The 25,130-nt window shown below is 65.2% G+C and carries 25 protein-coding genes; 15 read left to right on the top strand and 10 right to left on the bottom strand.

All coding sequences use genetic code 11. From position 1 onward, the window contains the following. The 14 genes from AC522E_RS02660 (at position 1) to AC522E_RS02595 (ending at position 14,808) form a co-directional block, all read left to right on the top strand. Entirely contained in the window at positions 1-402 is a 402-nt protein-coding gene (locus tag AC522E_RS02660) for a DUF4260 domain-containing protein (protein WP_500748855.1), read from the top strand. Then, positions 402-1,511 carry a microcin C ABC transporter permease YejB gene (locus AC522E_RS02655; RefSeq protein ID WP_500748854.1) on the top strand — a complete coding sequence of 370 codons (1,110 nt, stop codon included), beginning with the start codon at positions 402-404 and terminating at the stop codon, positions 1,509-1,511. The genes AC522E_RS02660 and AC522E_RS02655 overlap by 1 nt, the downstream gene beginning before the upstream one ends. Before the next feature lies 1 nt (position 1,512). Beyond that, positions 1,513-2,676 (top strand): ABC transporter permease, encoded by a 1,164-nt coding sequence (locus AC522E_RS02650; RefSeq protein ID WP_500748853.1) that lies wholly within the window; start codon positions 1,513-1,515, stop codon positions 2,674-2,676. After that, entirely contained in the window at positions 2,673-4,301 is a 1,629-nt protein-coding gene (locus AC522E_RS02645; RefSeq protein ID WP_500748852.1) for an ABC transporter ATP-binding protein, read from the top strand. Before AC522E_RS02650 ends, AC522E_RS02645 begins: the two co-directional genes overlap by 4 nt. Before the next feature lie 5 nt (positions 4,302-4,306). Continuing rightward, a complete protein-coding gene (locus AC522E_RS02640; protein ID WP_500748851.1) occupies positions 4,307-5,332 on the top strand; it encodes a cation diffusion facilitator family transporter in 1,026 nt (341 codons plus the stop codon). Between the two features lie 67 nt (positions 5,333-5,399). Beyond that, positions 5,400-6,620 (top strand): phosphopentomutase, encoded by a 1,221-nt coding sequence (locus AC522E_RS02635; RefSeq protein ID WP_500748850.1) that lies wholly within the window; start codon positions 5,400-5,402, stop codon positions 6,618-6,620. Positions 6,621-6,769: 149 nt separating this feature from the next. Beyond that, positions 6,770-8,032, top strand: a complete 1,263-nt coding sequence (locus AC522E_RS02630; protein ID WP_500748849.1) for a GTP cyclohydrolase II — start codon at positions 6,770-6,772, stop codon at positions 8,030-8,032. A 219-nt stretch (positions 8,033-8,251) separates the two neighbouring features. Next, complete coding sequence (locus tag AC522E_RS02625; protein ID WP_500748848.1) at positions 8,252-9,508, top strand: URC4/urg3 family protein; 1,257 nt, start codon at positions 8,252-8,254, stop codon at positions 9,506-9,508. 36 nt (positions 9,509-9,544) lie between these two features. After that, positions 9,545-10,174: a uracil phosphoribosyltransferase gene (gene upp, locus AC522E_RS02620; protein ID WP_500750570.1), complete on the top strand. Its 630-nt coding sequence runs from the start codon at positions 9,545-9,547 to the stop codon at positions 10,172-10,174. 41 nt (positions 10,175-10,215) lie between these two features. Continuing rightward, entirely contained in the window at positions 10,216-11,124 is a 909-nt protein-coding gene (locus AC522E_RS02615; protein WP_500748847.1) for a 2-dehydro-3-deoxygalactonokinase, read from the top strand. A 248-nt stretch (positions 11,125-11,372) separates the two neighbouring features. Continuing rightward, positions 11,373-12,755, top strand: a complete 1,383-nt coding sequence (locus tag AC522E_RS02610; protein ID WP_500748846.1) for a leucyl aminopeptidase family protein — start codon at positions 11,373-11,375, stop codon at positions 12,753-12,755. A gap of 75 nt (positions 12,756-12,830) precedes the next feature. Next, the gene (locus AC522E_RS02605) at positions 12,831-13,178 is read left to right on the top strand and encodes a MarR family transcriptional regulator (RefSeq protein WP_500748845.1); all 348 of its coding nucleotides are present in this window, start codon (positions 12,831-12,833) and stop codon (positions 13,176-13,178) included. Continuing rightward, positions 13,175-14,038, top strand: coding sequence for a C40 family peptidase (locus AC522E_RS02600; protein WP_500748844.1), 864 nt, complete (start codon positions 13,175-13,177; stop codon positions 14,036-14,038). The genes AC522E_RS02605 and AC522E_RS02600 overlap by 4 nt, the downstream gene beginning before the upstream one ends. A gap of 11 nt (positions 14,039-14,049) precedes the next feature. Further along, positions 14,050-14,808: a sulfite exporter TauE/SafE family protein gene (locus tag AC522E_RS02595; RefSeq protein WP_500748843.1), complete on the top strand. Its 759-nt coding sequence runs from the start codon at positions 14,050-14,052 to the stop codon at positions 14,806-14,808. A 6-nt stretch (positions 14,809-14,814) separates the two neighbouring features. On the opposite strand, the gene AC522E_RS02590 is transcribed toward AC522E_RS02595, so the two are convergent. The 10 genes from AC522E_RS02590 to AC522E_RS02545 form a co-directional block, all read right to left on the bottom strand. Beyond that, entirely contained in the window at positions 14,815-15,756 is a 942-nt protein-coding gene (locus AC522E_RS02590; protein WP_500748842.1) for a 2-hydroxyacid dehydrogenase, read from the bottom strand. After that, entirely contained in the window at positions 15,753-17,075 is a 1,323-nt protein-coding gene (deoA, locus tag AC522E_RS02585) for a thymidine phosphorylase (RefSeq protein ID WP_500748841.1), read from the bottom strand. Before deoA ends, AC522E_RS02590 begins: the two co-directional genes overlap by 4 nt. A gap of 1 nt (position 17,076) precedes the next feature. After that, positions 17,077-17,838, bottom strand: a complete 762-nt coding sequence (deoC, locus tag AC522E_RS02580; RefSeq protein ID WP_500748840.1) for a deoxyribose-phosphate aldolase — start codon at positions 17,836-17,838, stop codon at positions 17,077-17,079. Continuing rightward, positions 17,831-18,649 carry a purine-nucleoside phosphorylase gene (locus AC522E_RS02575; protein ID WP_500748839.1) on the bottom strand — a complete coding sequence of 273 codons (819 nt, stop codon included), beginning with the start codon at positions 18,647-18,649 and terminating at the stop codon, positions 17,831-17,833. The genes deoC and AC522E_RS02575 overlap by 8 nt, the downstream gene beginning before the upstream one ends. A gap of 7 nt (positions 18,650-18,656) precedes the next feature. Then, complete coding sequence (cdd, locus tag AC522E_RS02570; protein WP_500750569.1) at positions 18,657-19,061, bottom strand: cytidine deaminase; 405 nt, start codon at positions 19,059-19,061, stop codon at positions 18,657-18,659. A gap of 7 nt (positions 19,062-19,068) precedes the next feature. Further along, the gene (locus AC522E_RS02565; RefSeq protein ID WP_500748838.1) at positions 19,069-19,974 is read right to left on the bottom strand and encodes an ABC transporter permease; all 906 of its coding nucleotides are present in this window, start codon (positions 19,972-19,974) and stop codon (positions 19,069-19,071) included. Beyond that, positions 19,971-21,080, bottom strand: coding sequence for an ABC transporter permease (locus tag AC522E_RS02560; RefSeq protein ID WP_500748837.1), 1,110 nt, complete (start codon positions 21,078-21,080; stop codon positions 19,971-19,973). Before AC522E_RS02560 ends, AC522E_RS02565 begins: the two co-directional genes overlap by 4 nt. Further along, the gene (locus tag AC522E_RS02555) at positions 21,077-21,511 is read right to left on the bottom strand and encodes a VOC family protein (protein ID WP_500750568.1); all 435 of its coding nucleotides are present in this window, start codon (positions 21,509-21,511) and stop codon (positions 21,077-21,079) included. The genes AC522E_RS02560 and AC522E_RS02555 overlap by 4 nt, the downstream gene beginning before the upstream one ends. Next, complete coding sequence (locus AC522E_RS02550; protein WP_500748836.1) at positions 21,511-23,034, bottom strand: ABC transporter ATP-binding protein; 1,524 nt, start codon at positions 23,032-23,034, stop codon at positions 21,511-21,513. The genes AC522E_RS02555 and AC522E_RS02550 overlap by 1 nt, the downstream gene beginning before the upstream one ends. Before the next feature lie 117 nt (positions 23,035-23,151). Beyond that, on the bottom strand, positions 23,152-24,153 hold the full coding sequence (locus AC522E_RS02545; protein WP_500748835.1) for a BMP family lipoprotein: 1,002 nt from the start codon (positions 24,151-24,153) through the stop codon (positions 23,152-23,154). A 152-nt stretch (positions 24,154-24,305) separates the two neighbouring features. Between AC522E_RS02545 and AC522E_RS02540 the strand changes: the two genes are divergently transcribed. Beyond that, positions 24,306-25,121, top strand: a complete 816-nt coding sequence (locus tag AC522E_RS02540; protein WP_500748834.1) for a HesA/MoeB/ThiF family protein — start codon at positions 24,306-24,308, stop codon at positions 25,119-25,121. The last annotated feature ends 9 nt before the right edge of the window (positions 25,122-25,130 follow it).

The raw sequence follows: 25,130 nt of genomic DNA, 5'->3' as shown, positions 1-25,130 counted from the left end.
TTGGAACCGCAGCAAAACATGGCGGCCGTCAAAGGCGGCCCGCGCCTGATCCTGCGTCTCGAGGGCCTGGCGCTTTTTCTCATGGCGACAGCGGGCTTCGGTTTCACCGGGCTGTCGTGGTGGCTCTATGCCATCCTCTTCCTCGCGCCGGACCTGAGCTTTGCGGGCTATCTCGGCGGCCCCAAGAAGGGGGCTATCCTCTACAATGCGCTTCATTCTACCATCGCTCCGGCCATTCTCGCCGGATGCGGCCTCCTGCTTCGGGAGCCGCTTCCGCTTGGGCTCGCGGCCATCTGGGCGGCACATATCGGATTCGACCGCATGTTAGGATATGGCTTGAAATACGCATCCGCCTTCGGCGACACCCATCTCGGCCGTATTGGCCGGCAGCGTGACGCCTGATGCTCGCCTATATCGCGCGCCGCGTCCTTCTCATGATCCCGACGCTGCTCGGGATCATGCTGATCTCCTTCGTCATCGTACAGTTCGCGCCGGGCGGCCCCGTGGAGCGCATCATCGCGCAGTTGCAGGGCCAGGATTCGGGCGCAACGTCGCGGATCTCCGGCGGCGGCGGCGATCTGTCCGGCGGCCAGGGCGCAGCAGGCGGCGGCGGGGAATCGTCGTCGTCGCGCTATCGCGGCGCGCAGGGCCTCGATCCGCAATTCATCAAGCAGCTGGAGGTACAGTTCGGTTTCGACAAGCCGGCGTCCGAGCGCTTTCTCAAGATGCTCTGGGACTACGCCCGCTTCGACTTCGGCAAGAGCTACTTCCGGGACATCTCGGTCCTTCAGCTCATCAAGGAGAAGCTGCCCGTCTCCGTGAGCCTCGGATTGTGGATGACCCTGCTGTCCTATGCGATCTCGATACCACTCGGCATCCGCAAGGCGGTCAAGGATGGATCGGCATTCGACATCTGGACCTCCGGAGTCGTGATCGTCGGTTATGCGATTCCGGGCTTCCTGTTCGCGATCCTCCTGATCGTGCTCTTCGCCGGTGGCTCGTTCTGGCAGATCTTCCCCTTGCGCGGGCTGACGTCCGAGAATTGGGACCAGCTCTCCCTCGGCGGCAAGATCGTCGACTATTTCTGGCACATCACGCTGCCGATCATCTCGATGGCGCTCGGCGCATTCGCGACCTCGACACTGCTGACGAAGAACTCCTTTCTCGATGAGATCCGCAAGCAATATGTTCTGACGGCGCGCATGAAGGGCCTCTCCGAACGACAGGTGCTCTACGGGCACGTGTTCCGCAACGCGATGCTGATCGTGATCGCGGGTTTCCCCGGCGCCTTCATCGGCGCCTTCTTCGCCGGTGCGCTGCTGATCGAGACGATCTTCTCCCTCGACGGGTTAGGGCTTCTCTCCTTCGAGTCGATCGTCAACCGCGACTATCCTGTCGTGTTCGCCAATCTCTACATCTTTTCGCTCGTCGGGCTCGCGGTGAACCTCATCTCCGATCTCACCTATACGTGGATCGACCCCCGCATCGATTTCGAGACGCGGGAGGTGTGAGATGAACGAGAACGTGCCTGTTGCGTCTCCTGCCAATGCTCCCGTTGCGCCGCCGCTTCCGAGGGAGGGCTTCATCCGTCTCTCCCCGCTCAACCGGCGGCGCCTGAAGAACTTCCAGGCCAACCGCCGCGGCTACTGGTCGTTCTGGATTTTCATGGTCCTGTTCGTCTTGAGCCTGTTCGCGGAATTCATCGCCAACGACAGACCGCTTCTCGTCTCCTACAAGGGCGAGATCCTCGCCCCGATCTTCGTGGATTATCCCGAGGAGAAATTCGGCGGTTTCCTGGCGCAGACGGATTATCGCGACCCCGTCATCTCCAAGGAGATCGACAAGAACGGCTGGATCCTATGGGCACCCATCCGCTTCTCCTACAACACCCATAATCTCGACCTGCCGGTTCCGGCACCTGCTCCGCCGACGTGGATGCTCAGCGACGAGCAATGTCGTCCGATCGCGGAGCGCACCGGCGGCACGGGGTGCCGCGACATCGAATGGAACTGGCTCGGCACGGACGACCAAGGCCGCGACGTGGTGGCGCGGCTGATCTACGGCTTTCGTATCTCGGTCCTGTTCGGGCTGATCCTCGCCGGCATCTCGTCGGTCGTCGGCGTCCTTGCCGGCGCCGTGCAGGGCTATTTCGGCGGATGGGTCGACCTGCTCTTCCAGCGCTTCATCGAGGTCTGGACGGCCATACCCGCGCTGTATCTCCTCATTATCATTTCCGCGATCATCACGCCGAGCTTCTTCGTGCTGCTCGGCATTCTCCTGCTGTTCTCATGGGTGTCGCTCGTCGGCGTGGTGCGCGCCGAATTCCTGCGCGCCCGCAACTTCGAATATGTGCGCGCGGCCCGGGCGCTGGGTCTGTCGAACGTGACCATCATGTTCAAGCACCTCCTGCCCAACGCCATGGTGGCGACGCTGACCTTCCTGCCGTTCATCCTCAACGGCTCGATCAGCACCCTGACCTCCCTCGACTTCCTCGGCTTCGGCCTGCCTCCCGGCTCGCCCTCGCTCGGCGAGATGCTCGCGCAGGGCAAGGCCAATCTGCAGGCGCCATGGCTGGGGCTGACCGGCTTCTTCGTGATTGCGCTGATGCTCAGCCTCCTCATCTTCGTCGGCGAAGCGGTGCGCGATGCCTTCGATCCGCGGAAGACGTTCCAATGACAGAGCCGCTCCTTTCCGTTCAGGATCTCTCGGTGGCCTTCCGCCAGGACGGGCGAGACATGCTCGCGGTCGACCGGGTCTCCTTCGACATCAAGGCGGGAGAGACCCTGGCACTGGTGGGCGAGTCCGGCTCGGGCAAATCGGTCTCCGCCCTGTCGATCCTCAGGCTGCTGCCCTATCCGTCCGCCTCCCATCCGTCTGGGCGCATCCTGCTCAAGGGCCAGGACCTTCTCACCGCCGACGAGGATGCCATGCGGCGGGTGCGCGGCGACGACATCACGATGGTGTTTCAGGAGCCGATGACCTCCCTCAACCCGCTCCACACCATCGAGCGGCAGGTCGGCGAGATCCTGAAGCTGCACAGAGGCTTGTCGGACCGCGCCGCCCGCACCCGCACCCTCGAGCTTCTGGCACTGGTTGGAATCCGTGATGCCGAAAGCCGCCTGAACGCCTACCCGCATCAGCTCTCCGGCGGCCAGCGCCAGCGCGTGATGATCGCCATGGCGCTCGCCAACGAGCCCGATCTCTTCATTGCCGACGAGCCGACGACGGCGCTCGACGTGACGGTGCAGGCGCAGATCCTCAAGCTGCTCGCGGAGCTGAAGAGCCGGCTCAACATGGCGATGCTGTTCATCACTCACGATCTCGGCATCGTCCGCAAGGTGGCGGACCGTGTCTGCGTGATGCTGAAAGGTCAGATCGTCGAACAGGGCTCCGTGGCGGAGGTCTTCGCCAATCCTCAGCATCCCTATACGCAGAAGCTTCTGGCCGCCGAGCCGAGGGGCCGTGCCAATCCCGTGGCGACCAATGCCCCGACGGTGGTCGAGGCGGGGCCGATCAAGGTCTGGTTCCCCATCAAGCGCGGCTTCCTGCGCAAGACGGTGGGGCACGTGAAGGCCGTCGACGGCGTGTCCGTCCGCGTCCGGCGCGGCGAGACGGTGGGCATCGTCGGCGAGTCCGGCTCGGGCAAGACGACGCTCGGCCTCGCGATCCTGCGCCTCGTGTCATCGGAAGGCCCGGTGGTGTTTCTCGGCAACCGGATCGACACCCTCGGCTCGCGGGAGATCCGGCCCATGCGCAAGGATCTTCAGGTCGTCTTCCAGGACCCCTATGGCTCCCTGTCACCCCGCCTGTCGGTGGCGGAGATCGTGGAGGAGGGCCTGCTGGTGCAGGATCGCAGCCTGTCCTATGCCGAGCGCCGTGCCGTGGTGGCGCGCGCGCTGGACGACGTGGGCATCGATCCGGCCACCATGGACCGCTATCCGCACGAATTCTCCGGCGGCCAGCGCCAGCGCATCGCCATCGCCCGGGCGATGGCGCTTGAGCCGCAGTTCGTCATGCTCGACGAGCCGACCTCGGCGCTGGACATGTCCGTGCAGGCGCAGATCGTCGAACTGCTCCGCGAACTTCAGAAGCGGCGAAATCTCGCCTATATGTTCATCAGCCACGATCTCAAGGTGGTGCGCGCCCTCGCCAACCATGTCGTCGTCATGCAGAATGGCAAGGTTGTCGAGGAGGGTGCGGCGGAGACGATTTTCGCCAAGCCTCAAACCGACTATACCCGCGCCCTCTTCGCCGCGGCATTCAATCTGGAAGCGGACAGCCGTCACGCGGTTCGCGAGTGAAACATATGCCGTCGCATCAGCATTCAGCCGGCCATTCCCATCACGGTCACAGCCAAAGTCACGGCCATGCTCATGCGGTCGGTCATGGCCGCGCATTCGTCATCGGCATCGTGCTCAATCTCGCCTTCGTCGCCATCGAGGCAATCTACGGCTTTCTCGCCGGTTCGATGGCCCTTCTGTCCGATGCGGGCCATAACCTGAGCGACGTGCTCGGCCTCGCCATCGCGTGGGGCGCAGCCATACTCGCCAAGCGCAGCCGCACGCCGAAATTCACCTACGGGCTTCGCTCCAGTTCCATTCTCGCCGCGCTCTTCAATGCGCTCCTGCTGCTCATCGCCGTCGGGGGCATCGCGTGGGAATCCGTCCAGCGCCTGATCGAGCCCGAGCCCGTGGCCGCCGGCACCGTCATGATCGTCGCGGGCATCGGCATCCTCGTGAACGGCTTCACCGCCTATCTGTTCATGAGTGGGAGCAAGGACGATCTCAACATCCGCGGCGCGTTCCTGCACATGGCGGCCGACGCCGCTGTGTCGCTCGGCGTCGTGTTCGCGGCCGCCATCATCCTTTGGACGGGTGCCACCTGGGTCGATCCCGTGATCAGCCTTGTGATCGCCGGCGTCATCGTCTGGACGACCTGGGATCTTTTCCGCCAGTCCCTGACCCTCTCCCTTCAGGGCGTCCCAAGCGGAATTTCCGTGCCGGAAGTGAGGGCATGCCTGGAAGGGCTGCCGGGCGTGGCCCGCGTTCATCACCTCCATGTCTGGGCCATGAGCACGACAGAGACCGCGCTCACGGTCCATCTCGTCATGCCAGAGGGGCATCCGGGCGACCGTTTCCTGGCCGACACCCAGCGAGAGCTGAAGGAGCGCTTCGGAATCGGGCACGCGACGCTACAGATCGAGATCAAGGCCCCCGAAGGGCATCGCCACGGACCGGAATGTCCGCTCGACGGATATGATCATCCCTCTGACGAGCGCGATCACGACGATCATGGCCATGGACACGCGCATGGGGCGCAGCACCGGCACTGAAACCGTCGCTTCTTCGATCGATATGACATATCAATCGTGAATCTCCCGGCTTGAAGGATCAGCAATCATGCCTCGTGCTCTTGTCATCGTGCTCGATTCCGTCGGCATCGGCGGCGCGGAGGATGCGCGCTCCTATGGCGACGAGGGAGCCGATACGGTCGGGCATATCGCCGAGGCCTGTGCCGAGGGAGGGGGCGACCGGCCGGGCCTGCGCCAGGGCCACCTTCACCTGCCGCATCTGGCCGCCCTCGGCCTCGGCCTCGCCTGCGAGGTCTCGACCGGCAGGATGCCGCCTGGCCTTGCTCCGCAAGGTCCGGTCCGGGGCGCCTGGGGATACGGAGTCGAGACCTCCAAGGGCAAGGACACACCCTCCGGCCATTGGGAGATCGCCGGCGTGCCGGTGGATTTCGATTGGGGCTATTTCCCGGATACGAAGCCGAGCTTTCCGAAGGAACTGACCGACGCCATCATCGCACAGGGCGGCGTTCCCGGCATCCTTGGCAACACCCATGCCTCCGGCACCGTCATCGTCGACGAATACGGCGCCGAGCACATGCGGACCGGGAAGCCGATCTGCTACACGTCCGTCGACAGCGTGCTGCAGATTGCCGCGCACGAGGAGACCTTCGGCCTCGAACGGCTCTATGATCTCTGCCGGATCGTGCGCAGGCTCTGCGATCCCTACCGCATCGGGCGCGTGATCGCCCGCCCGTTCCTGGGGACGCCGGAAACGGGCTTCACGCGCACGGGCAACCGCAAGGATTTCGCGACCCCGCCCCCCTCCGACACGATCCTCGACACCCTGGCGAAGGCGGGCCGCCCCATCGTGACCGTGGGCAAGATCGGCGACATCTTTGCCCATCGCAGCACCGGCAAGGAGATCAAGCCCCATGGCAACGATGCCTGCCTGACCGCCGCGATCGACGCCATGAAACACCTGCCCGAAGGCGGCCTCGTCTTCACCAACCTCGTCGATTTCGACAGCGAGTTCGGTCACCGCCGCGACATTCCGGGCTATGCCGCCGCTTTGGAGGCCTTCGACCGGCGCGTGCCGGAGATCGAGGCAGCGCTCAAACCCGGCGATCTCGTCGTCATCACCTCCGACCACGGCAACGATCCCTCCTGGAGGGGAACCGATCATACGCGGGAGCACACGCCGATCCTCTGCCTCGGGCCGGGCCCGGGGGCCGGTTCCATCGGCAGGCGCGAGAGCCTTGCCGACATCGGCGCGAGCGTTTTGACGCATCTGGGCGTCAGCCATGTCGGCAAGGGGTCTTCCTGGCTTTGAGACCACCTTTCCCATGGGGCACGGGCGACCTCTCTGGCCATTGACGCCCTCGTAACTTTGGATCAGTCTTCCAAGGATCGTAAGGAGACGCTCCGAGCGATCGTTCGAAGGTCCTTGGGGAGTCTTCCCGTTCTCGCGTGGAAGCTCATATGAACTCGCCCAATCGTTCGACCCACATTCGGCTGACGTCCCATCCCGAGCCGAATGCGGCCACCCTTCGCCGTCCCATCCGATGGGGAGCCGACGACCCGCGCGAGCGTGGACCGGTGATCGGCTCCGTGACCAACCCGGCGGACCGCAACGTGATCGGCGCCCATGGCGGGTCCTATTCGCTCTATCGGGCGCTGGCGATCTCCGCCCGCGCGCTCAATCCCCTCGCGCGCCCCGACCTGCACAACACCCATCCGACGGCCGAGATCGGCCCGCATCCGCAATGGTCCGAGCCCGGCAAGATCGTCTCCCTCGATCCCTGGGGGCATCTGGTGGGACAGACCTTTAATGACGAGATCGCGGGCGGCGTCGATATCCGCCCGACCATCGCGATCACGAAGGCCCGGCTCAACATGCCGGAGATCCTCGCCGCGATGGGGGCAAAGCGGCTCAAGGCCGATGGCGACGTGCTGCATGGCTCAGGCGATATCTCGGTGACCAAGGTCGCCGTCGACCCGGTCTGGTATCTGCCGGGCGTCGCCGCGCGGTTCGGCTGCTCCGAGGGCGAGCTGCGGCGCACCTTGTTCGAGCAGACCGGCGGCATGTTCCCGGAACTGGTGACGCGCCCGGACATGAGCGTCTTCCTGCCCCCCATCGGCAACATCACCGTCTACGTGATCGGCGATGTCGAGGGCCTCGGCGATCCCAGGCGCCGGATCGCCTGCCGCGTCCATGACGAATGCAACGGCTCGGACGTCTTCGGCTCGGACATCTGCACCTGCCGGCCATACCTCGTCCATGGAATCGAGGAATGCGTGCGCGAGGCGCAATCGGGCGGGGTTGGGGTCATCGCCTATAACCGTAAGGAAGGCCGCGCGCTCGGCGAGGTCACGAAGTTCCTCGTCTACAATGCCCGCAAACGGCAGGAAGGCGGCGATTCCGCTGCGACCTATTTCGAGCGCACGGAATGCGTCGCCGGCGTGCAGGATGCGCGCTTCCAGCAACTGATGCCCGATGTGCTGCATTGGCTCGGCATCCGCCGCATCGACCGGCTGATGTCCATGTCGAACATGAAATACGACGCCATCACCGGCTCCGGCATCGAGGTGGTGGAGCGGGTGCCGATCCCGCCGGAACTGGTGCCGCCCGACGCTCAGGTCGAACTGGAAGCGAAGAAGGCTGCGGGATACTACACGCCCGATGGCGCTCCCGACCAGGCTGCGCTCGACCGGATCAAGGGACGCGACCTTGAGCGCTTCTAGCCGCCGCGGGAGCATTGCGCCCGAAAGGGGAGTGCACTTCGGGGACCCATGCGATGCTCCATCGTTTGAGCGGCGCTTCGCGTATGGCGGACAACCGGGCCCACTTCTCCGCACGGTGCGCTCGTCTTAACCTTCTCCTCAATCGGCCCGGCGACCATCCCTTGCCGGGCCCCGACTTGTGCTATCGCTCTCAGCCCAAGGAGAGCAACGGAGCCCTGCGTGACGGATCAGCTTCATTTGTCCCCGGAAACGAAAGCCGCCCGGACCCTTCTGAATGCGGCGGCGGTGCGCGAGCGGTCCCATCAGCTTCTGAACCATGGCCTGGCGGGCAGGCTGCAGCATTTCACGATCGATCTCGACCGGCTCCCGGCCTGTGCCGATGAAGTCGTGGCCACGATCCGTGACGCCTATCCCTCCCTCGACATTCCGTTTCATGCCCGCTGGCGGCACTTCTCCGCCGGAGGACACGACCGCTGGGACGCTGTCATGCACGGAGCGCCCTGGGCGGATGCGGCGCAGATGGCGCGCTCCGCCTTCGATCTTGCCATCGTCTCCGTCCTGCTGGACGCGGGCGCAGGGCCGCAATGGCGCTACGAGGAGGGCCGCACGGGCGAGGTGTTCGCCCGGTCCGAAGGGCTTGCCGTGGCGAGTTTCGACATGTTCGTGAGCGGTGCATTCTCGAGCCATGCCGAGGACCCGTTCCGGATGGACGCGGAGACGCTTCTGGCCCTCACGGCAGAGGACCTCGCGCAAGGCTTCCAGGTTTCAGCGGACAATCCCCTCGTCGGCCTCGAGGGACGCGCCGCGCTCCTCCGCCGCCTCGGGCGAACCGTTGCGACGAATCCGGACATTTTCGGCCAGCATGACGATCCACGGCCGGGGGGCCTCTTCGATGTCGTGGCGGCCACGGCCGACAGCGAAGGCCAGATCAAGGCAACCGCGATTCTGGAAGCGCTCCTGACCTATCTCGGCGCCATCTGGCCGGGACGCATCGTGCTCGGCGGGATCAATCTGGGCGATACCTGGCGCCATCCCCTCGTCGAAGCGGACGATGACACGAAGGGGTTGATTCCATTCCACAAGCTCTCCCAGTGGCTGAGCTATTCCCTCATCGAGCCGCTCGAATGGGCAGGCTTCACGGTCATCGATATCGACGGACTCACCGGACTGCCCGAATACCGGAACGGTGGCCTCTTCCTCGATTCCGGCGTCCTGGCCCTCAAGGATCCGGGCGAGGCGACGCGCCCGCACGATGTCGACTCGACTCTCGTTGTCGAATGGCGGGCCCTGACGGTGGCGCTGCTCGACCGGATTGCCGAACCCGTCCGCAGGACGCTAGGGTTGAGGGCGGAAGACTTTCCGCTCGCAAAAGTGCTCGAAGGCGGCACCTGGGCGACGGGACGCAGATTGGCTAAGGAACGGCGCGGCGACGGTTCGCCCCCTCTGACCATCATCAGCGACGGGACGGTGTTTTAGATGAATCAGCATAAAACGATAAAAGGCTTGAAAAGCATGCAAGGCGTCACCGTGGTCGACCATCCGCTCGTTCAGCACAAGCTGACGCTGATGCGTGAGAAGGAGCGCTCGACCAAGGGCTTCCGCCAGCTGCTCAACGAAATCGGGATGCTCCTCTGCTACGAAGTCACCCGCGACCTGCCGGTGGAGCGGATCGAGATCGAAACGCCGCTGACGAAGATGGAAGGTGTGCAGATCGCCGGCAAGAAGCTCGTCTTCGCCCCGATCCTGCGCGCCGGCGTGGGCTTCCTCGACGGGATGCTCACCCTCGTCCCGGCTGCCCGCGTGGCCCATATCGGCCTCTACCGCGATCCGGAATCGCTCCAGGCCGTCGAGTATTATTTCAAGGCTCCGTCCGATCTGGCGGATCGCATGGTGCTCGTGCTCGACCCCATGCTGGCGACTGCCAACTCCGCCGTCGCGGCCATCGACCGCCTGAAGGAGCGTGGCGCGAAGGACCTGCGCTTCGTATGCCTCCTGGCGGCTCCCGAGGGCATTGAAAAGCTCCGCGGCGCGCATCCAGACGTGCACATCTGGACCGCTGCGATCGACGATCATCTGAACGATCACGGCTATATCATCCCGGGTCTCGGCGACGCCGGCGACAGGATGTACGGAACGCGCTGAACATCAGAGCCGTTCTCTTCGCATCGAGGGGGATATCGGTCTTGCGTTTCATCGTCGCCGACTGGGGAACGACCCGCTTCCGGGCCTATCTGATCGAGAACGGGACGGTTCTCGACACCGTTTCGTCCGAGGAAGGCGTATCCGCCCTCAAGCCGGGCGAGCATGCCGGCGTCTTTGCGCGCCATTGCGGACACTGGCTCAAGGCCGAGCCCACGGCGCCGGTTCTTCTCGTCGGCATGGTGGGGAGCCGTGAGGGCTGGGTCGTCGCACCCTATGCCGATTGTCCGGCAGGTCCCGTCGAGATCGCGAAGGCGATGATTGCGGTCGATGTCGGAGGTGGGCGGCTGGGACATATCGTGCCCGGTCTCCACTGCGCGCCGGTTCCCGGCGCCTCGGACGTCATGCGCGGCGAGGAAACGCTGGCCCTCGGATCGGACGTGGAGGATGGGATCGTCTGCGCCGCGGGCACGCATCCGAAGTGGATCGTCATGAAGGCCGGACGGATCGAGCGCTTCGCCACCTCGATGACGGGTGAAATGTACGCTCTCCTGCGCGAGCATTCGATGATCGGCCGTCCGGCCACGGAGCCGGAAGATCCCCACGGCTTCGACCTCGGCCTCGATGCCGCAGAGCGCAACGACCCCAGGAAGGGCGCACCGGCAGGTCTGCTGCACCTGCTCTTCGAAGCCCGCGCGGCCGTGGTTTCGGGGCATATGGCGACGAATTTGCTCGGCCCCTATCTCTCAGGGCTTCTCACCGGAGACGAAGTCAACAGCGCCCTCGGCCAGTTCCCGCGCCCCTCCAAGGTCACCGTCCTTGCCAATGCGCAGCGGGCGGAGCTCTATGCGAAAGCCCTTGCCCGCCATGGTGTTGCGACGGAGACGAGATCGTCCAAGGATGCGCTGATCGCCGGCCTGTCGCGGATCGTCCGCCACGTCCCTCGCCTGTGAGACGAACCTCTCCCCGCGATCCGTTCGCCGGCGCATTGTGCGAAAAGGCGGATCCGGCTTTTCGCTGACGCAGCCCTTCGGGTCGCATCGAACGATGCGCCGTTTGTGGAAGAGGTATCGGACAAATCACAAAACTGGAGCCCACTTTCAGGTCCGATGCTCCGGTGCGCTGTTTTGTGAATGGCATCGGCCATGCAGCCGCTTAGTATTCGTCCCTCCCGCCTGAGTCGCTTCCAGAGTATCCCTCCATGCCCCATCCCCTGCTCGTTGCATCCGACACCGCGTCCCTGCCCATCTGGCTGGCCAACGACAAGACCTGGCCCGAAGTCGCCGCCAGCCTGCCCGCCCAGGCCCAGGCCTTCGCAAGATCGCAGAAATTCGAAGCCAAGGCCGGCAGCCATTGCCTCCTGCCCGACACGGACGGCAATCTCCTCGGCGTGGCCTTCGGCCTCGATGCCGCGGATGCGAAGCGCGCCGATCCCTTCCTGCCCGGCAAACTCGTGTCGCTCCTGCCGGAGGGCACCTACCGGTTCGAGACGGATCCCCCGGACCCGGCCCTGGCCACGCTGGCCTGGCTTCTGGGCGCCTATTCCTTCGATCGCTACCGCAAGCGTCCGCAGAAGGTTGTGCGGCTCGTTCTCCCTCGCGGTGTCGATGCCGAGGAAGTGTCGCGGATCGCGGACGCGGTTGCGGCGAGCCGCGATCTTGTCAACACACCGACGAGCGACCTCGGTCCGGACGGGATCGAGGCCGCGGCACGCAAGGTTGCTGACAAGTACGGCGCCACCTTCAAGAGCATCGTCGGCGACGACCTGCTGAAACAGAACTTTCCCATGATCCACGCCGTCGGGCGCGCCTCCGCTACGGCTCCGCGGCTCATCGACTTCACCTGGGGCAAGGCCGACGCGCCGCGCATTACCGTCATCGGCAAGGGCGTCGCCTTCGACACGGGCGGACTCGATATCAAGCCCGCCGCGTCCATGCTGATGATGCGCAAGGACATGGGCGGCTCCGCCGCGGCCCTGGCGCTTGCCGACATGATCATGGGCGCCAAGCTCCCCGTGCGCCTCCGGGTGCTCATTCCCGCCGTCGAGAATGCGATCTCCGCCAATGCCTTCAGGCCAGGCGACATCCTCCAGAGCCGCAGGGGCCTGACGGTCGAGATCGGCAACACCGATGCGGAGGGCCGGCTGATCCTGGCCGACGCGCTGGCTCTCGCAGATGAGGAGAACCCTGACCTGGTGGTCGACTTCGCCACGCTGACCGGAGCGGCCCGGGTGGCGCTCGGGCCCGAACTGCCACCCTTCTATACGGAGGACGATGCCCTGGCGGCCGAGGTCGCGCGCGAGGGCGACGCCGTGAACGACCCCGTCTGGCGCATGCCCCTGTGGCATTCCTATCAAAGCCAGCTCGACTCCAAATATGCCGACGTGAACAACACCGGCGGGCCGATGGCAGGGTCCGTAACGGCAGCGCTTTTCCTGAGCCGCTTCGTCTCCGCCGCGAAGGCGTGGGTCCACTTCGACATCTTCGCCTGGAACAATGCGACGCGGCCCGGCCGCCCCGAGGGTGGCGAGGTCCAGGCCGCCCGGCTCATGTACGCCCTCCTCAGGAAACGCTACGGTTCCTAAAGCATACTGGGAGACTTCCATTGCGCCGCTCGGGTCGAGGCCGAATAATCCGGACCCGAAACGAACGGGGCCGCCATGGCTGTCGAACTGCGTGCGATCCAATCCCTCAAGCTCTGGCACGATGTCCATCTCGACCTCGTCCATCAGGGCGGCGATCTGTCCTCCCGGCAGATCGCCATCCTCCTGACCATCTATCTCGAGACGCCGCCCCATACCGTCCGCGGCTTGGCGAAGAAGCTCAATGTCACCAAGCCGGTCATCACCCGTGCTCTCGACACCATGGGCAAGCTCGATCTGGTCTCCCGTCGCCGGGATGAGGCGGATCGGCGCAATGTCGTCATTCAGCGCACCGTTGCTGGTGCTCTGGCCGTGGAGCGGCTAGGAGACATCATCAGCGCCCGCGCCAAGGAGTTGCCCCTATGACCTTCGACCGCCGCATCACGCCCGTCCGCGCCGACCTGGCCGACGAAAAGCTGCGCGGGCAGGTCGAAGCGGAGCGGTTTTCCCCCGGGACGCCCGGGCGCATCCTCGCACCCTACACGCCGCTCCACCGCCACCCCTCCCCCGAGGCGCCGGTCGACACGCAGGCGATCTGGGGCGAAGGCGTGACGGTCTATGACGAGCACGAGGGCTGGGCCTGGGTACAGCTCCATGACGACGGATATGTGGGATATGTCCGAAGCGAAGCCTTGGGCGAGCCGGGTGCCGAGCCGACCCATCGGGTCAGCGCCATCCGCACCTTCGTCTATCCCGGCCCGAACCTGAAGCTCCCCTCTGAAACCTGTCTCACGCTCAACGCGAAAGTCGCTGTCATCGACATCGAGGGCGACTATGCCCGCCTCGCCACCGGCGGCTTCGTCTATGCCCCTCACCTCTCCGCGCTCGGCACCTGGGAGAGCGATTACGTCACCGTGGCGGAGCGCCTGCTCCACACGCCTTATCTCTGGGGCGGCAAGACCAGCATCGGTCTCGATTGCTCGGGCCTCGCCCAGGTCGCCCTCGCGGCGTCAGGCTTCAAGGCGCCCCGCGACAGCGACATGCAGGCGGAACAACTCGGAACGCCCGTCGCCGTTACGCCCGACCTCAAGGGCCTGCAACGCGGCGACCTGGTGTTCTGGAAAGGACATGTGGGAGTGATGCTAGACGAGGCGCGCCTCCTCCATGCCACCGGTCATACGATGCAGGTTCTCATCGAGCCCCTGGCTGTCGCGGAGGAGCGTATCCGCCGGGTCAGCTACGGCCCGATCAGCATGATCAAGCGCTTGGCATCTCTCGGAAACTGAGCGCTGCAACGATGCCTGCTTTCGAGGTGCTGCTGGTCGCTGCCGCGGGCGTCTTCCTGATCGCCTTCATGAAGGGAGCCTTCGGGGGTGGCTTCGCCATCATCGGAATTCCTCTCCTGGCACTCGTCATGGATCCCATCGCGGCGGGTGCGCTGCTCGCGCCGCTTTTCGTCCTCATGGATCTCGCTGCCCTGTACTACTGGCGCCCCGGGACATGGTCGAAAAAGGACCTCGTCCTGCTCCTGCCGGGACTGAGCCTCGGCATGGCGGTAGGATATCTGCTGCTGAAGATCGCCGACCGGCATGCCGTCGCCATCATCATGGCGCTGATCATCCTCGTCTTCATCGCGCTGTGGCTCCGCGGCGGCGGCAGGATTGCGCAGCGGCCGCGATCCGTTGCGAAGGCCCTGCTGGCGGGGACGGGGTCCGGCATCACCTCGATGGTGGCGCATTCCGGCGGCCCTCCGGTCGCCATGTACCTTCTGCCGCTTGGGCTGCCGAAGGCGATCTATGCCGGAACGCTCAGCACCTTCTTTGCCGTGGGGAACGTGATGAAGGCCGCTCCGTGGCTGCTGCTGGCGAAGCCGGATGCGGATCTGTGGCTTCTCATGGCCTGCTGTATGCCGTTCATCCCGTTCGGCGTCTGGGCCGGGTACAGATTGCACGAGCGTCTGAATCAGCAGCAGCTCTACCGTCTGTGCTACGGTCTCCTCGCCATCACGGCCCTCAAGCTGCTCTGGGACGGCCTGAGCGGCTACGGTTGGATCTGACCTCCGTCAATACCCCCGCGCGCGATCGACCACATTCCGGAACGGCTCTCCCGCCTCATGCAGGCGGATCTGCTTGGCGATGTAGCGCGCCGTCATGTCAGGATCGCTCACCGCCGAATTGTGCGGCGTCACGGTGACGCGGGGATGCGTCCAGAGAGGCGAATCCTGCGGCAGCGGCTCGACCTGGAACACGTCGAGGGTCGCCGCCTTCAAGGTGCCGTCGTCGAGGGCAGCCAGGATGTCGGACTCGACCTGAAGTCCGCCCCGTCCCGCATTGATCAGGACCGGCCCTCCCAGGCGCCCATCACGGGCAAGCCCTTTGAAGAGCGCAGCGTTCAAGATGCCGCGCGTGTCGGGTGTGAGCGGCAGCAGGCTCACGAGGATATCGGTGCGGGCGAGGAACCGGACGAGGCCCTCCTCTCCCGAATACACCTCGAAGCCATCGGCGGATTTCGGCGTGCGGCTCCACCCGGCGACATCGAAACCCATGATCTGCAACTTGCGCGCAGCATCCTGCCCGAGAACGCCAAAGCCCATCACGCCGACGCGCACATCACCGGCGATAGGCGGCGTGCGGTTCGGATCCCATTGCCTGGCGCGCTGAGCGGCATCGTAGCGTCGCTGATCGCGCAGATGGATCAGGCAGTGCAGCACCACATATTCGCTCATGCGGTGGGTGAGATCGTCCTGCGACACGCGCACGATCGGCACGTCGGGAAGGTTGGGGTAGCCCATCAGGTGATCGACGCCGGCTCCGAGCGAGAAGATGGCTTCGAGTGCCGGAAGATCCGACAGGCTTCCCGGCTTCGGCCCCCAGGTGGCCACATAGCGCACCCTGCTCCTGTCGAACTCCTCTCCGAGCACGGCGATGGGGTAATCCGGCAAATGCAGTTTGAAACGCTCGAGCCAGGGCTTCGGCTCCCATGTGACGGCGATGAGAAGGCTCACGCGGTAGATCCAATCCGTTCGAGGATGAGCGGCCCCGGTCGAGCGGGGCCATCTCCGATGACGTAGGCTGCGCGGACGGCGCGCTCGGCGGCATCGGCGGCCGCCTCGCTCCGCGCGTACACGATGGCAAGCGGGCGTTCCGTATCGACGGACGCGCCGATTCCCGCAAGTTCCGTGAGGCCGACAGCGTGGTCCACCGGATCCTGCGGACGCGTTCGCCCGCCACCGATGGCGACGACGGCGACGCCGACATCGCGCGTCGCAATGCGCTGCACGACGCCGCCGCGCTCCGCATGGATTGCGCGGACGACGGGAGCCGTGACGAGATGCTTCCCGGGATGCTCCAGAAGATCCGCAGGCCCGCCGAGGGCGACGACCATGCGCTGGAAAATTTCGGCGGCCCGGCCGGAGGAGATGGCATCCTCGATGCGGACCCGAGCCTCGGTGAGGTCCACGGCAATCTTGCCCAGGACCAGCATCTCGGCGCTGAGCGCGACCGTCACGTCGTGGAAGCGCGCCTCGCGGCGGCGGCCGGTGAGGTAATCGGCAATGTAGGCCACCTCGACCGCGTTGCCCGCGGCCGAGGCAAGGGGCTCGTTCATATCGGTCAGCAGCGCGCTCGTCGGCAGGCCGGCGCGATTGGCCACGAGAACCAGGCTCTCCGCCAGAGCCCGCGCATCGGCGGCATTGTCCATGAAGGCGCCCGACCCGAACTTCACATCCATGACGAGGCCCTGGAGACCGGCAGCCAGCTTCTTCGACAGAATCGAAGCGGTGATCAGGTCGATCGATTCCACCGTCGCCGTCACGTCGCGGATGGAATACAGCCGCTTGTCCGCGGGCGCGAGGGCGGATGTCTGGCCGATGATGGCGCAGCCGATCTCCCGCGTGACGCGCCGGAAGGTGTCGATGTCCGGCTGCGAGACGTAGCCCGGAATGGAATCGAGCTTGTCGAGGGTCCCGCCGGTATGTCCGAGCCCGCGACCGGAGATCATCGGCACATAGCCGCCGCAGGCGGCAACGGCCGGACCCAGCGCAAGGCTGACCGTGTCGCCGACGCCCCCCGTAGAATGCTTGTCGAGCACTGGGCCCGGAAGATCCCATGCCAGAACCTCGCCGGATTGAGTCATCGCACGCGTCAGAGCCACACGTTCCGGCACGGAAAGCCCGCGAAAGAACACGGCCATGGCGAAGGAAGCCGCCTGGCCTTCCGACACGCGGCCCGAGGTCAGTCCCTCGATGAAGGCATGAATCTGCTCCGCATCGAGAGTGCCACCGTCGCGTTTGCGACGAATGATTTCCTGCGGCAGGAGCGTCATGTCAGTACATCCCGGCGGCGGCGCTGCCTGGCCGGCCTTCGATCGCCGCGATCAAAGCATCGAACACGCTGCTCGCCCCGATGCGGAAGGTTTTCGGATTTGCCCAGCCGGCTCCCATGATGCGGTCGGCGAGATCGAGATAGACCTTGGCATCCGCGACCGTGCGGATACCACCCGAAGGCTTGATGCCGACGGGGCGCCCTGAGTCCCTGATCGCGCGAAGCATGATTTCCGCCGCTTCCGGCGTCGCGGAAACCGGCGTCTTGCCGGTCGACGTCTTGATGAAGTCGGCACCCGCGTCGATCGCGAGGTTGCTCGCCTTCTGGATCAGGTCAGGATCGGAGAGCATGCCCGTTTCGAGAATGACCTTGAGCGTTCGCCCCTGGTCCACGACCTCGCGCACGGCCTCGATCATCTCCGAAACCACGGAGATGTCTCCCCGCCGCAGCGCCTCGTAAGGCATGACGAGATCGATCTCGTTTGCGCCGTCGCTCAATGCTTCGCGCACGTCATCCGTGACGCGGGCCACGTCCTCGCCGCCGGCAGGGAAATTGACGACCGTCGCAATCCGCACGGGCGAACCTCTCAGTGCCTCGCGCGCGCGGGCCACGAACTGCGGCCAGACGCAGACGGCCGCGGCCGGCCCGCGCGGATCCTGCGCCTTGGTGCAAAGCCCATCGATGGCCTGATCGGTGCAGTTATCCGTCAAATCCGTCAGATCGAGGCAGCGCAGGGCGCGCTGGGCGAGACCGGCATCAGACATGGGAAAGCTCCGCGACGAAGGCACGAATGAGACGCTTGAATTTGTCGGAGGCCTCGGCGGCCGTATCCTTGGTTTCCTGATGGGAGGGCGAGGCCCCCTCGATTCCCGCTGCCAGATTGGTCACGACGGAAACGGCAGCGACATCGAGGCCGTGATATCGTGCGAGAATGACCTCCGGCACCGTCGACATGCCGACGAGATCGCCGCCGAGAATCTGCACCATGCGAATCTCGGCGGGCGTCTCGAAACTCGGGCCCGACAGCCAGGCATAGACGCCCTCCGGCAGGTCGATTCCGCTCCTATTGGCGGCATTCTGAAGCGTTCGCCGCAGGCCTGCGTCATAGGCCCCTGTCAGTGAAACGAACCGTTGCTCGGTATGATCGCGCATCAGCGGGTTCGTGCCGGACAGGTTGAGGTGGTCGGCGATGGCGACGAGGCTGCCGGGACGGATCTGTGCCCGGACGGAGCCCGCGGCATTGGTCAGGACGAGGGCCGGAATGCCGAGTTCCTTGATGAGCGCCACTGGTACGCGCATCGCGCCTGCATCGCCCGTCTCGTAATAATGCGCCCGTCCCTGAAACAGCAGGACGCGCTTCCCTTCCATCCTTCCCGCCACGAGACGGCCGGCATGACCGGAAACGCCACTCTTCGGGAAATGGGGAATCTCCGCGTAGGGAAGGCTCACCGTCTCCGTGAGTTCGTCGGCCAGGGCGCCCAGCCCCGTGCCAAGCACGATGGCCGCATCGAACGAGCCTTCGATGCCGTTGGCACGTACGAACCCGACCGCTTCCTGAACATTCGAATGAATCATGGTGTTCTTATCCGCCATCCAGGTTCTCGGGCCCAAATGAAAACGGCAATAAGGCGTCGAGGGTGAAGCTTTTGCGGATTCCCTCCGGTCCCGCAACGTGGATCGGCGTACCGGGTCCGGCAAATTCGCGAATCCGCTGGCGGCATCCGCCGCAAGGCGTGACGAGATGCTCGCCTTCGCCCATGACGACGATCGTCGCAATCCGGCTTTCACCGGCAGCGATCATGGCGGCGATGGCGGCGGCCTCCGCGCAGGTTCCGACAGGATAGGCGGCATTCTCCACGTTGCAACCTGAGAAGATCCGGCCGTCCGGCGTCGCGAGGGCGGCGCCGACCTTGAAACGGGAATAGGGGGCGTAGGCGCGAGTCTGGATCGCCCTGGCTGCGGCGAAGAGTTCGTCGAGCGAAGCCATGGTCGTATCACCGCTCCTTGACATAGGGGACTCCTGAGGCACGCGGCGGGATGGCCGTGCCGATGACGCCGGCAAGCAGAATCACCGTCATCAGGTACGGCAGCGCCTGGATGGCCTGCACCGGCACCTCGCCGATCCCTGGCAGCGCGATGCCCTGCAGGCGGATGGATATGGCATCGAGAAGCCCGAACAGGAAGCATGCGCCGAGCGCGGGCCAGGCGCGCCACTTGGCGAAGATCAGGGCCGCAAGGGCGATGAAGCCTTTGCCGGCCGTCATGTTGGGCAGGAAGCCGGCCGACTGGCCAACGGAGAGATAGGCACCCGCAAGCCCGCAGAGCACGCCGCCGATGACGACCGCGGCGTAGCGCAGGCCTGTGACCGATATGCCCGCCGTATCGACGGCGGCCGGGTTCTCGCCGACCGCGCGCAAGCGCAGGCCGAAACGCGTCCGCCCGAGCACGAACCAGGTCAGCGGCACGGCAAGAAGCGCGAGGAAGACCGGTGCCGGATGCCCGAAAAGCAAATCCGGGAAGCGCTGATCGCCCTCGAGCGGCGGCGTACGTCCGCCCTGCCCGTACCACGCATTTCCGACGATGGCTGTAAGACCGGCGGCGAGCATGTTGATGGCGACGCCGGAGACGATCTGGTTGCCGCGCTGGCTGATGGCGGCGAAACCGTGGATCAGGGCGAAGACGACCGATGCGCCGATTCCGGCGGCGAGCCCGATCCAGGCCGAATTCGATGCATAGGACGCGGCTGCCGCCGCGAAGGCCGCAGCGAGCATCTTGCCTTCGAGACCGATATCCACAACGCCGGACTTCTCCGACCAGAGCCCCGCCAGACAGGCAGCGAGAAGCGGGATCGACAGGCGCAGGCCGGAATCGAGCAGCGTGACGAGATCGCCCGGATTCATGCGCGTGCCCCCGCCGGCTCCGGGCGCGGCATCACGCGGGCCACCAGACGGCGAAAGAGACCGTCGAGCGCACCTGCGAAGAGAATGATGATGCCACCGATGACGACCACCATGTCGCGGGTGATGGCAGGCTGCTCGAAGGCCAGTTCGGCGCCACCCTGATAGAGGATGCCGAACAGGAGCGACGACAGGATGATGCCGACAGGGTGAGCCCGCCCCATCAGCGCGACGGCGATGCCGACGAAGCCGTATCCGGAGGTGAATTCGAGAAGCAGACGGTGCTGGTACCCCATCAGTTCATTGACCGCGAGACCGCCTGCCAGCGCACCCGACAACACCATGGCGATCACGATGATGCGTGCCGGAGAGATGCCTGCGTAGATGGCTGCCGACGGGCTCGAGCCGACCACGCGGATCGCGTAGCCGAGCCGCGAGCGGTAGATGAGAAGCCAGACCGCATAGGCGGCGGCAAGAGCGAGAAACATGGTGAGGTTGAGCTGCGACGGCGGGATCTCGATGCCGAAGGCGGCGAATGCCTCGTGCATGAACGGAATATGGGACTGCGGAGGCAACGCCGGCGTCTCCGGATTCATGTTCTGCGGGGCGCGCAGAACATTCACCAGAAGATAGACGATCAGCACGCTGGCGAGCCAGTTGAACATGATCGTCGTGATGACGATGTGGCTGCCGCGTTTCGCCTGCAGATAACCGGGGACGGCCGCCCAGGCGGCACCGAAGGCTGCTGCGCCGAGAATGCCGAGCGGAATGAGGAGGAAGCCCGGCAGGAAGGTCAGGTTGTTGAGAACGAGCGCGATGCCGAGGCCGGCGAGCGTCGCCTGGCCCTCGCCGCCGATGTTGAACAGCCCCGCATGATACGCCACCGCGACGGCGAGCCCGACGAAGATGAAATCGGTCATGTAGAACAGGGTGAAGCCGAGACCCTCGCCGGATCCGAGGCTGCCCTGGATCAGGAGCCGCGTCGCCGTCAGCGGGTTCTCGCCGATGCCGACGACCACGAGGCCGGCGACGAGGAAGGCGGCGACCACCGACACGGCGGGCACGAGAATCGTATCGGCCCATCTGGGCAGGTCGATGGGAGCGCTCACGTGAGAGTATCCGGCAGGAAGAGGTGGCCCTGGTCATCGAGAGGGAAGGACGGGTTCCAGGCCACCTCCCAAAGGTGCCCGTCAGGATCGGCGAAATAGCCCGAATAGCCGCCCCAGAAGACATCGTGCAGCGGCTTGACCGGTGTGGCTCCTGCTGCGACGGCGAGCGCGTAGATCTCGTCAGCCTCGGCCTTCGAGCGTGCGTTGTAGGCGAGAGTGATTGCGGCAAAGCCCGTCGGCCGGTCTTCGACGCCGGCATCGTTGGCAAGGTCGGCTCGCCCGAAAAGGGCGAGTGCGAGGCCATTGGCCTGGAAAAACGTCACCTCGGGTTGGCTCGCCGAAGAGGCCCTCCATCCCCAGGCCTCGTAGAAGGCCCGGGATCGGCCAACGTCGGCGACGCCGAGAGTCACAAGAGTCAGGCGGGGTTGCATCATGCTGCCTCGTCGGTCACGCCGGCCATGAGAAGTCCGAGATCCTGCTCGCTCGTCTCCGATGCCCTGCGCTCGCCGGTGATCTGCCCGCCGCACATGGTGAGGATGCGGTCGGACAGATTCATGATCTCGTCGAGCTCGACCGACACCAGGAGAATGCCGACGCCGGCATCGCGCAAGGAGATCAGGCGGCGGTGAATGAATTCGATGGCGCCGATATCGACGCCGCGGGTGGGCTGGCCGACCAGCAGCACCTTGGGCTGGCGCTCGATCTCGCGCGCCAGCACGATCTTCTGCTGGTTGCCGCCGGAGAATTTCGACGTCTTCAGCCGGGGGGCCTGCGGGCGTACGTCGTATTGTTCCATCTTCCTGGCGAGGTCGGCGACCATGAGATCATGATCGAGGATCGGTCCGCGACCGAGCTCCGGCTCGTCGCTGAACCCGAGAACCGCACTCTCGAAGGCCGGGAAAGCGGGAACCAGCCCCATGCGCAGCCGATCCTCCGGCACATGCAGCAAACCGAGCTGGCGCATGCGGTGAGGATTGTGATGGCTGAATGTGATGTCCTGGCCGTCGAAGCGGATGCTGCCGAGAACCGGCTGGCGCATGCCGGCGAGCGCTTCCAGCAATTCGCTCTGTCCGTTTCCTGAAACCCCGGCGATGCCGACGATCTCGCCTGCGTGAATGGTGAGGGATGCACCGGAGACACGCAGCACGCCGCGCGAATCGATCACGGAGAGATCCGTGACCTCGAGCAGGGGCGCGCCCGGTTGGCGCTCCGATTTTTCAACGCGAAGAAGAACGCGGCGGCCGACCATGAGCTCGGCAAGCTCCGGCGGCGAGGTGTTCGCTGTCTCGAGCGTTGCCACCATCTCGCCGCGGCGCATGACGGAAACCCGGTCGGTCACGGCCATGATCTCGCGCAGCTTGTGCGTGATGAGGATGACGGTCTTGCCCTGCGCCTTCAGTGCACGAAGAAGCTCGAACAGCGCGTCCGCCTCGGAGGGCGTGAGCACAGCCGTGGGTTCGTCGAGAATGAGAATGTCGGCGCCACGATAAAGCGCCTTGAGAATTTCCACCCGCTGCTGCAACCCGACGGAGAGATCGCCGACAGTGGCGTCGACGTCGATCTGCAGGCCATAGTCGCGGGACAGGCGCGCCAGCTCGGCCCGAACCTTCGCCTCTCCCTTGCGCAGCAAGGCACCGCCCTCCGCGCCGAGCATCACATTCTCGACCACGGAGAGAGGCTCCACCAGCATGAAGTGCTGATGCACCATGCCGATGCCCACATGGATGGCGTCGGCCGGGGATCGGATGGAGACGGGCTGCCCTCCCACGCGAATCTCGCCGGAATCGGCTTCGTAGAAGCCGTAGAGGATCGACATGAGCGTCGACTTGCCCGCACCGTTTTCCCCGACGATGCCGTGGATCGTGCCGCGCTCGACGTCGAGGTTCACGTCCCTGTTGGCGTGGACGGCGCCGAAACGCTTGTCGATGGCGGAAAGCTGGATCGCAGAATTCATCACGACGCTCTGACTCACCCCGCACCGGTCGAAAAGGAGAAAGGGACACGGTGCCGACCGGCCCGGATCCCTTTCGACGTTATGGCGTCGCCGGAGAATGACAAGCCTTGTGGCTCATCACATGGGGCACTTCGAGTCCGACATGTAGTCGTGGACCGTGATGGCACCCGACTTAATGTCCGCGGCGGCCTTGTCGGCGGCGGCCTTCATGTCGGGCGTGATCAGCGACTTGTTGTTGTCGTCCAGCGCCCACGCGACACCGTCCTCCTTGAGGCCGAGAACGGCAAGGCCGGGCTTGAAGGCGTTCTTCTTGGCCTGATCGAAGACGTTGTAGGTGGCGACGTCCACGCGCTTGACCATGGAGGTCAGGACCTTGCCGGGATGCAGTCCGTTCTGGTTCGAGTCGACGCCGATACCGAGCTTGCCCGCGTCGGCCGTGGCACGCAGCACGCCGATGCCGGTGCCGCCGGCCGCGTGGTAAACCACATCGGCGCCGCGGTCGATCTGGCTCTTGGCGAGCTCCCCGCCCTTCACCGGGTCGGCCCAGGCAGCGCCGGTGGTGCCGGTCATATTCTGGAACACTTCCGCGTCCTTGTTGGCGTATTTCACGCCCTGGACGTAGCCGCAGGCGAACTTGCGGATCAGCGGGATGTCCATGCCGCCGACGAAGCCGACCTTGCCGGACTTGGACGCCTTGGCGGCGAGCAGGCCGACGAGAAACGAGCCCTCATGCTCCTTGAAGACGATCGATTCCACATTCGGCTTCTCGACCACGGCGTCGATGATCGCGAACTTGGTCTTCGGGAACTCCTCCGCAACCTTCTTGAGGGCCGATTCCTGGCTGAAGCCGACGGCGACGATCGGGGAGAACCCGTCGCGGGCGAAGCGGCGCAGGGCCTGCTCGCGCTGGGCATCGTTCTGGGGCTCGAAATCGCGGTAGTCCGTGCCGGTATCCTTCTTGTACTTCTCGGCTCCCATATGGACGCCCTCGTTGAAGGACTTGTCGAACTTTCCGCCGAGGTCGTAGACGACGGCCGGCTTGAACGCTTCCTGCGCGAAGGCCACCGAGGCGGAGAGAGCGAGGCCTGCAAGAGCGAGGCCGAATTTGGTTGCTGTCATCGGCATTGTTCCCTGTATCTCCCGGGCTGTTACCCGGTTGCGCCCTGACGATGGCATGGGAAGGGCCATGCCGCCAAGCACCCTGTCGGGCAGGCTTGGTCTTTCCTACAAGGAATGGTTGATACGGGGGGAGATGTCGATAAGGTCGCACCATGTCACTGGCTCCCGACGAGATCGACCGCTACGCCCGCCACCTCGTGCTGCGCGATGTCGGCGGTCCGGGGCAATTGAAGCTGAAGGCGGCGCGGGTCCTCGTGATCGGAGCCGGAGGCCTTGGCGCCCCGCTGATCCAGTATCTCGCCGCAGCCGGCATCGGCACCATCGGCATCGTCGACGACGACCGGGTCTCCCTGTCGAACCTGCAGCGCCAGGTGATCCACGGCATGCCGGATCTCGATAGCCTCAAGGCGGAAAGTGCCGCTCGGGCTGTCCACCGTCTCAACCCCCATGTCGCCGTCCACATTCACGCCGTGCGGCTAACGGAGCGGAACGCCAGGGCATTCGTCTCGGCGTATGACCTCGTCGCCGACGGGTCGGACAACTTCGAGACCCGTTATGCGGTGTCGGATGCCTGCTTTGCCGAGAAGAAGCCTCTGGTCACCGCAGCGCTCGGCCAGTTCGACGGCTCCCTCACCACGATCCGCGCCCACGAGAGCGGATCCTTCGGCAAACCTAACCCGACCTATCGCTGCCTTTTCCCCTCGCCTCCCCCGCCGGGATCGATCCCGACCTGCGCGGAAGCCGGCGTCCTCGGGGCGCTGGCAGGCGTGATGGGCAGCCTGATGGCAATGGAGGTGATCCGCGAGATCGTGGGCTTCGGCGAAAGCCTTGTCGGACGCCTCCTCATGGTCGACGCCCGGTCGATGCGTTTCGAGACTCTCTGCTATGCCTGGGACGAGGCGAATCCGCTGAATGGGCAACCCGGGGCGCAATCCCGGACGCGGCAGAGCCGCGATCCGGGATCGTGAGCAGATATG

It is taken from the genome of Microvirga sp. BF8, assembly GCF_059888585.1.
This window is presented reverse-complemented; position numbering and strand designations above follow the sequence as displayed.